Source organism: Bifidobacterium catulorum (genome assembly GCF_003129925.1).
GTDB lineage: Bacteria > Actinomycetota > Actinomycetes > Actinomycetales > Bifidobacteriaceae > Galliscardovia > Galliscardovia catulorum.
On record NZ_QFFN01000073.1, the window covers coordinates 1 to 1535 of the forward strand.

Below are 1535 nucleotides of genomic sequence, written 5' to 3' on the forward strand. Positions count from 1 at the left end.
TTACGGCCTGTACGACCGTGCGCTGGGCATCCAGTACCTGCTGGGCGTGTGGGACACCGTCCGCTACGGCAAGTGATTCGGTCGTTTGGTTGTTTCTGACCCGTTTTCCCTTCCTGCGGGGCCTGTCGGCGTGTGCCGGCGGGCCCTTCGTCGTATCGGGTCGCGTGTCGGCGCGATGCGAGCGTTATGACCTGCTCGGGGGCATATCCCATGTAGGGTTTGCGCACAGGCGCGTCATAACCGTTGGTGATTAGTCGATACGTGCCGGATAATAGATTGAAACGAAATCATATGTTCAAGTGAAATTGCAGGTATCGATAGGCAATGGCGTTAAGCAAAAAGGACATCGCATATGCCTATATGCGGAATCGGATCATCACAGGTGCGCTGAAGGCCGGAACGGTTCTTGATGAACTCGCAGTGGCACAGGAGCTGGACATGAGCCGTACCCCCGTTCATGAGGCCGTGAACCGTCTGGCCGACGAAAAATTCCTGGTACAGACCCCGCGTCGGGGGGCGATGGTCTATCAAATGTCGTTCAAGGACATCGTCGATCTGCTGAACATCCGGCTCGCCATAGAGCCGAGTCTTCTTCGCAAGGCCATTCCCAATCTGGATAGATCGGCGTTGTTGAAATGGAAGAGCACGTTGAACGAGTGCCTGAGCGCCGGTCGGGATCCGGATGACCTCACTGGTGACGACGATGCCGATGCCGGTCGGGATCTGGACTACGACTTCCATCTTTTCTTCGCCAAGCAGACGGAGAATCAGTTCGCCGTTGACATCCTCAGCATGCTGATGACTCAGAACCAGCGTTCCCGCTATCTTGTCGATGGCGCGCGCGAGGACCGTGCCGTCGAGGTCTATCGGGAACATCTGCACATCGTCGACTGCGCGTTGTCCGGTGACGAGGAGGCGACCGTCAAGGCCATGGAGGACCATCTTCGCAACGGGTTCATCACCAAGGAGCAGCTCCATTCCCTGTTGTAACCGTCTGGGGGTTTTCCGGGAATCCGGTCGATTCGGTTGCCGTATCCGAAAAATTTGGTCAAACCGGTCACCGTATCCGGAAATTTGGTCGATTCGTTCATAAGGACGTCGAAAACCCCGTCCTCATGAACGGATCGACCAAATTTTGTCTGTAGCACCGGTTTGGGGGAGAATTCCGGGGATTCGGCCAACCACCGTGTTGCGAAAACCGTGAAATAATGTCCGGCAAGTCGATTACGGCGTGTCCATTGGGATTTTCGGGCATCCGACCATCATCCACATGAGGGAAAATCCTTTTTTGTTTTTCTTTTTCTTGTCTTTGCGTTGACTCCGTCCAAACCCATGTTATTATCTTGTTATAAATCAATTATAACTAAAAAATAATGGCTCTTCGGGTGTTTGTGTGGGTGTGGATCACTGGTCCGGCCTGCTGGTTATTGGCGTCCGGGGAGTTGTAGGTCGAGTCCGCCGCATTTGAGCATGACGAGGCTGATGAGGTTGTCGAGGTTGCGGTAGCCGTAGCCGATCTTGATGGTGGTCTTGAT

At 54.3% G+C, this 1535-nt stretch carries 1 protein-coding gene; it reads left to right on the plus strand.

The features are described 5' to 3' along the window. Nucleotides 1-324 precede the first annotated feature (324 nt). Nucleotides 325-990, plus strand: a complete 666-nt coding sequence (locus DF200_RS10520; protein WP_109138217.1) for a GntR family transcriptional regulator — start codon at nt 325-327, stop codon at nt 988-990. Nucleotides 991-1535: the final 545 nt, after the last annotated feature.